Origin of the sequence: Kitasatospora sp. NPDC059571, from assembly GCF_042735675.1 — a bacterium.
In the GTDB taxonomy this organism is placed as follows: domain Bacteria; phylum Actinomycetota; class Actinomycetes; order Streptomycetales; family Streptomycetaceae; genus Kitasatospora.
Map to the genome: position 1 here is coordinate 1 of NZ_JBHWBW010000474.1, position 6,190 is coordinate 6,190.

6 protein-coding genes are annotated in these 6,190 nt (G+C 75.0%); 4 read left to right on the top strand and 2 right to left on the bottom strand.

Translation table 11 applies throughout. The features are described from left to right. Positions 1-120 precede the first annotated feature (120 nt). Both ACFV0G_RS33235 and ACFV0G_RS33240 read right to left on the bottom strand, forming a co-directional pair. Positions 121-765, bottom strand: a complete 645-nt coding sequence (locus tag ACFV0G_RS33235) for a response regulator (protein WP_380556048.1) — start codon at positions 763-765, stop codon at positions 121-123. Continuing rightward, on the bottom strand, positions 762-2,075 hold the full coding sequence (locus tag ACFV0G_RS33240; RefSeq protein ID WP_380556050.1) for a histidine kinase: 1,314 nt from the start codon (positions 2,073-2,075) through the stop codon (positions 762-764). Before ACFV0G_RS33240 ends, ACFV0G_RS33235 begins: the two co-directional genes overlap by 4 nt. 236 nt (positions 2,076-2,311) lie before the next feature. Between ACFV0G_RS33240 and ACFV0G_RS33245 the strand changes: the two genes are divergently transcribed. The 4 genes from ACFV0G_RS33245 to ACFV0G_RS33260 form a co-directional block, all read left to right on the top strand. Next, on the top strand, positions 2,312-2,821 hold the full coding sequence (locus tag ACFV0G_RS33245; protein WP_380556051.1) for a hypothetical protein: 510 nt from the start codon (positions 2,312-2,314) through the stop codon (positions 2,819-2,821). Between the two features lie 14 nt (positions 2,822-2,835). Next, positions 2,836-3,336: a PH domain-containing protein gene (locus tag ACFV0G_RS33250; RefSeq protein WP_380556052.1), complete on the top strand. Its 501-nt coding sequence runs from the start codon at positions 2,836-2,838 to the stop codon at positions 3,334-3,336. After that, the gene (locus ACFV0G_RS33255; RefSeq protein WP_380556053.1) at positions 3,333-4,934 is read left to right on the top strand and encodes a PH domain-containing protein; all 1,602 of its coding nucleotides are present in this window, start codon (positions 3,333-3,335) and stop codon (positions 4,932-4,934) included. Before ACFV0G_RS33250 ends, ACFV0G_RS33255 begins: the two co-directional genes overlap by 4 nt. A gap of 296 nt (positions 4,935-5,230) precedes the next feature. Then, on the top strand, positions 5,231-6,190 hold a 960-nt coding region (locus ACFV0G_RS33260), incomplete at its 3' end, for a beta-ketoacyl synthase N-terminal-like domain-containing protein (RefSeq protein WP_380556054.1).

Below are 6,190 nucleotides of genomic sequence, written 5' to 3' on the forward strand. Positions count from 1 at the left end.
GTCGGTCCGCCACCTATTTTTTTATACCCTCCACGACCCTTACCCCCCGCGGGGGGGGGGGCGCGCCGGCCGCCGCGGCGGCCCCCCCCCCCCGCAGCACGTCCCGGCCCGGCCACCCGGTCAGTCCAGCAGCCCGCGCTCCATCGCGGCCAGCACCGCCGCCGTCCGGTCGGACACCTCCAGCTTGCGGAAGATCCGCAGCAGGTGCGTCTTCACCGTCGCCTCGCCGATGTGCAGTTCACGGCCGATGTCCGCATTGGTCAGGCCCCGGCCGACCAGCTGCAGCACCTCGCGCTCGCGCGCCGACACCGGCGGCGCCTCCTGCGCCCGTGCCCGGAACAGCCGGCCCGCGACGGCGGGGGACAGTACCGTCTCGCCCCGGGCGGCGGCCCGGACCGCCTCGATGAGGTCGCCGCGCGAGGTGCCCTTCAGCAGGTAGCCCGCCGCGCCCGCCTCGACCGCGCGCAGGATGTCCGCGTCGCTCTCGTACGTGGTCACCACCACCACCCGGGGACGGCGCGAGTGCGCCAGGATGCGCGCGGTGGCGGTGACGCCGTCCATCGCGCCCATCCGCAGGTCCATCAGTACCACGTCCGGGTCGAGCGAGGCGGCGAGCACCACCGCCTCCTCGCCGCCGCCGGCCGTCCCCGCGACGGTGATCCCCGGTGCGGACTCCAGCATCGCCGACAGCCCCTCGCGGACCACCGGGTGGTCGTCGGCGATCAGCACGGTGATCCCCGGGGCGTCGGGGGCGGGCATCGTCATCGGGGCTCTCCGTCGGGGTCGTTCGGGTTGCCGTGGTCGGTGCCGCCGGTGCCGAGCGGCACCCGGACGTCCACCACCGTCCCGAAACCGGGCCGGCTGGACACCCGGGCGGTGCCGCCGGTCTCCGCGAGCCGGGCCCGCAGGCCGCGCAGCCCGTACCCCTCGGAGGGCAGTGCGGTGTCGAACCCGCAGCCGTTGTCGGTGACCGTCAGCCGCACCTCGCAGTCGGTGAACTCGGTGCGCAGGACGACCCGTTGGGCTCCGGCGTGCTTGCGGACATTGGCCAGCGACTCCTGCGCCGCCCGCAGCACCACCACCGCGACCGCCGTCGGCAGCGGGAACTCGGTGCCCTCGGCGGTGTGGTCGACGGTCAGCCCGGTCTCGGCGGCGAACGCCTCGCCGCGGCGGCGCAGCGCCTCGCCGAGCGAGTCGCCGCGCAGCGCAGCCGGGGTGAGCGCGGCGACGAAGCCGCGGGTCTCGGCCAGGTTGTCGACGGCGGACCTGGCGGCCAGCGCGAGGTGGCGGCGGGCCCGCTGCGGGTCGTCCTCCAGCTCCGCCTCCGCGGTCTGGATCAGCGCGATGATGCTCGTCAGGCCCTGGGCCACGGTGTCGTGGATCTCGCGGGCCAGCCGTTCGCGCTCGGCGGCGATCCCCGCCTGGTGCGACAGCCGCGCCTCCCGCTCCCGGCTGCGCTCCAACTCCTCGATCAGCCGACCGCGTTCGCGGCTCTGCTCGACCACCCTGGTGATCCACAGGCCCAGCAGCACGGTCAGCGCGATCCCCAGCAGCGTCAGCGGCAGCACACCGAGCACCTCGGGGCCGAGCCGCCCGCTGCTGATCCACACCAGGACGGGCGGCACCAGGTTGGCGCAGAGCACCACCGCGATCCCGAGCGAGGACGGCAGGCTCATCAGCAGCATCGGGCAGACGGCGAACAGCGCGAAGGCGCCGGCCAGGTCGAGGACCGCGGCCACCGCGAACAGTACGAGCAGGCCGGCCGCGAACCAGCGGCTGCGGGGCGGCCGTTCGCCGGCGCGCAGCAGCGGCCGCCCGAACGCGGCGTACCAGGGCACCATCAGGGTCAGTGCGGCGACCGCGCCCGCGACCCTGCCGGGCTCGGCCTGCGAGGTGAGCAGCAGCCCGGCGGTGACGAGGTAGCAGAGGCCGAAGTAGGCGTCCCACAGGCCCGCCCAGCGGACCATGGGATCCTGCCGGAAGGCCGCCTGCGCGCCGTCGGCGCCGCTCGGACCGTCGGCGGGGACGCCCGGCGCACCCGGCGCGGACGGGGCGGCGGGGGACTGGTCGGTCATGGCGCGAGCTGGCACGCCGACCAGTCCTACCACGCCCCGTCCGCCGCGTGCACCCGCCGACCGGCGGCCCGTCAACCGGGGCCGTTCCGCGGGACGCCGTCGACGCGGCTGTCCACCGACCGGTGGACACCGGGTCCGTCCACCGGTTGTTCCGGCCCGTCCACCACGTCCCTAGCGTGGAGATCAGCGAGGACGAACCGCGTTCCTCGACGGACGATCCTCGGGAGCCGCACCACATGAGCGGGTTCACCACCACCCTGGTGGTCAGCGGGACGGTGCTGGCCGTCATCCTGGTCAGCGACCTCGGCCGGCGCCGGGTCACCACCATGCGCCTGATCCGGCCGCTGATCGCGGTGGCCGCCGTGATGGCGCTGTTCTTCCACAGCCCGCAGCTGGCCGGCAACGACCTCTCGCTGCAACTGGTCGGCGTGGGCATCGGCATCATCCTGGGCCTGACCGCCGGGGCGATGCTCCCCGGCGAGGTGGATTCCGACGGGAACGTGTACACCCGCGCGGGCCTGCTGTACGCATTGTTCTGGCTCCTGATGTCGGCGGCCCGGGTGGTCTTCGTCTACGGAATCGAGCACTGGTACACCGCCGATATCATCGAGTTCGCCATCAGGTACCGGATCAGCGGTCCCGACGTGTTCTCGAATTCGCTCGTGCTGATGGCCCTCGCCACCGTACTCGTACGCACGGTCGTGGTACTGAACCGCCGCCGGCGCCTCCGGGTCGCCACCCGATAGGAACAGGACAGGAAATGCCCTCATCCGAAGGACTCCGGCTGCGGCCGCCGCGGCACCGGGTGGAGCGCCGCGCCCTCGCCTGGTGGACGGTGCAGGCCTCGCTGATCCCCGTGCCGCTCATCCTGGCCGTCGCCGCGCTCTACCTGCTGATCCCGCCGGCCCGGTTCGTCTTCGGCTGGGTGCTGCTCGCGGTCACCGTCCCCGGCGTCGCGTACATCGCGGTGATGCCCCAGTGGCGCTACCGGGTGCACCGCTGGGAGACCACCGACGAGGCCGTCTACACGGCCTCCGGCTGGCTCTGGCAGCGCTGGCGGGTCGCCCCGCTGTCGCGGATCCAGACCGTGGACACCGTCCGCGGCCCGCTGGAGCAGCTGTTCGGGCTCGCCGGGATCAAGGTCACCACGGCCTCCGCCGCCGGCGACGTGACGATCCGCGGCATCGACCACCGCAGAGCGATCGAGGTCGTCGAGCACCTGACCCGCACCACCCAGGCCACCCCGGGAGACGCCACATGACCACCGAACCCGCCGGGCCCGAGCGGCCCGGCACCACCGAGTCCGCCGCCGTCCCCGGCCCGCGCGGCGGGTCCGCGCCCGCCGACGGGCCGGACGGGCCCGCCTGGCAGCGGCTGAGCCTGCGCTCCGTCCCCGTCCATCTGAGCTGGCTGCTCGCCCCCGCCGCCACCGCGGCCGGCACCCTGCTCGGCGGCCACGGCAGGCTGAACCTGCAGGCCCTGATCACGGTCGTCTCCCTCACCATCGCCTTCGGGGTGGTCGCCGGGATCAACCTGATGCGCTGCCTCACCACCCGCTACCGGGTCACCCACGACCGGCTGGAGGTCCACAAGGGCCTGCTGTTCCGCAGCCGCCGCACCGTCCTGCTGGAGCGGATCCGCAACGCCGACGTCACCGCCAAGCCGCTGCAGCGCCTCGCCGGTCTCGCCGCGGTCTCCGTCGGAGTCGCCGCCGTCGGCTCCTCGGGCGGCTCGCTGACCCTGGACGGCGTCACCCGCGACCAGGCCGCCGCGCTCCGCCGGGACCTGCTCAACCGGCGCGCGGCGCTGCTCGCCGCCGGCCACGGCGAGCCGGCCGCGGAGGCCGCCGACGACACCATCGCCGCCTTCGACCTGTCCTGGACCCGCTACGCCCCGCTGACCGTCTGGGGCGTCGGCGGCCTGTTCGCCGTGCTCGGCGCCGCCTACCGCACCCTGCACGAGATGCAGGTCGACCCGCTGGAGCTGGGCGTCGTCCGCGGCGCGGCCGACGCCTTCACCTCGGTGCCCGTCTGGGTCGCCGTCCCGGTCACCCTGCTCGCCGTCGCGGCCGTCGGCAGCGTCGGCGCGGTCGCCCTCTACGTCGAGGGCTGGTCCGGCTTCCGGCTGGCCCGCGAGGACGGCGGCATCCTGCGGGTGCGGCGCGGGCTGTGGATCCACCGGTCGGTCTCCATCGAGGAGCGGCGCCTGCGCGGCGTCGAACTGGTCGAGCCGCTGCTGCTGCGCTCGGGCGGCGGCGCCCGGCTCCAGGCCGTCGCCGGCGGCCTCGGCTCGGCCGAGGAGAACCGCTCCCGCGGCGCCCTGATGCCGCCCTCGCCGCGCAAGGAGGTGCTCCGGGTCGCCGCCGCGGTGCTCGGCGACGACCGGTCGCCGACCGAGCGCGCCGAGCTGCACCGCCACCCCCGCCGGGCGCTGCGCCGCCGCCTCAACCGCGTCCTGCCGGTCGTCCTGCCGGTGGTCGGCGCGGTGGCGCTGCCGGGCATCTGGCTGCCCCCGTTCCTGGTCGCCGCCGGGATCACCGCCGCCGTGCTGCTGCCCGCCGGCGTGCTGCTCGCCGTCGACGCCCACCGCGCCCTCGGCCACGGCCTCACCGGCCCCTACCTGGTGGCCAGGTCGGGCACCTTCGTCCGCCGGACGGTCGCCCTCCGGCGCGAGGGCGTGATCGGCTGGACGGTCTCCCGCTCGTACTTCCAGCGCCGGGCCGGGCTGCTCACCCTCGGGGCCGCCACCGCGGCCGGCGCCGGCGTCTACCGGGTGCGCGACGTCGCCGAGGGGGAGGGGCTGGCCTTCGCGGAGGAGGCCCTGCCCGGGCTCCTCGCGCCCTTCCTGGTCCGCGGCTGATCCGGAGCCGCACCCCGGCCGGGCCCGACCCGCGCCCGGCGCGCCGCCCCGGCGCGAATTCCGGCGGCCCGCTTTACCGGCCCGCCGCGACGCGCTAGCGTGGCCCGATTGTGGGAAGGAATTCCCCGGCCGCATTCCGGCGAATTCCCCGGGCCCGGCACCCCGAGGAATTCCTAGGGGTCCCCCGCCGAATCGTAGGGGTGCTGAGGGGCCCGTAAGGGGTTATCCGGCGGCGCTTTCCCGTGCCACGCTGGCCAACGGTGTTTGATACCGTCAGCCGGGTAGTGGAGCGCGCGATGATGAACCAGTCCGAGGAATTCATTCCGGAGCCGGCCGGCGCGGATGTCGAAAATTCGGACGGCGTCTCGTCCTGGCGCGCACGGCTCGCCGACTCCTCCGAGGCCGAGCAGCAGCGGACCGTCCTGAACCTCGTCCTGGACCGCGCCAGGGAGGCGCTGCGCCGCCGCTCCGGCGCCGCCGTCGACGCCGACCGGCCCTTCCTGGAGCTGGGCTTCGACTCGCTCGCCGCGGTGGACCTGCACAGCAGGCTCACCGCCGCCACCGGGCTGCGCCTGCCGGTCACCCTGGTCTTCGACCACCCCACCCCGGCCTCGCTCGCCCGTCACCTGCGCGCCGAACTGCTCGGCCTGGCAGCCGAGTCGGAGCCGCTGCCGGTCTCCTCCGGTGCCGACGACGAGCCGATCGCCATCGTCGCGATGGCCTGCCGCTTCCCCGGCGGCGCCCGCACCCCCGAACAGCTGTGGCAGCTGGTGTCCGACGAGGTCGACGCCGTCTCCCCGTTCCCGACCGGCCGCGGCTGGGACCTCGCCGGCCTCTTCGACGACGACCCCGACCGGGCCGGCACCTCGTACGCGCGCGAGGGCGGCTTCCTGCACGACGCCGACGAGTTCGACCCCGGCTTCTTCACCATCTCGCCGCGCGAGGCGCTCGCCATGGACCCGCAGCAGCGCCTGCTGCTGGAGACCGCCTGGGAGGCGTTCGAGCGCGCCGGCATCGACCCGACCGGCCTGCGCGAGTCCCGCACCGGCGTCTTCATCGGCGCCGAGGCCCAGGAGTACGGCCCCCGGCTGCACGAGGCCGCCGACGGCATGGAGGGCTACCTCGTCACCGGCAACGCCGCGAGCGTCGCCTCCGGCCGGATCTCCTACACCTTCGGCTTCCAGGGCCCGGCCGTCACCGTCGACACCGCCTGCTCCTCCTCACTGGTCGCCCTGCACCTGGCCGTGCAGTCGCGG

Excerpts from the sequence above, each read along its gene's own strand:
- ACFV0G_RS33240 (WP_380556050.1), bottom strand. The coding sequence starts at position 2,075 with ATGACCGACCAGTCCCCCGCCGCCCCGTCCGCGCCGGGTGCGCCGGGC.
- ACFV0G_RS33255 (WP_380556053.1), top strand. The coding sequence starts at position 3,333 with ATGACCACCGAACCCGCCGGGCCCGAGCGGCCCGGCACCACCGAGTCC.
- ACFV0G_RS33235 (WP_380556048.1), bottom strand. The coding sequence starts at position 765 with ATGACGATGCCCGCCCCCGACGCCCCGGGGATCACCGTGCTGATCGCC.
- ACFV0G_RS33250 (WP_380556052.1), top strand. The coding sequence starts at position 2,836 with ATGCCCTCATCCGAAGGACTCCGGCTGCGGCCGCCGCGGCACCGGGTG.
- ACFV0G_RS33245 (WP_380556051.1), top strand. The coding sequence starts at position 2,312 with ATGAGCGGGTTCACCACCACCCTGGTGGTCAGCGGGACGGTGCTGGCC.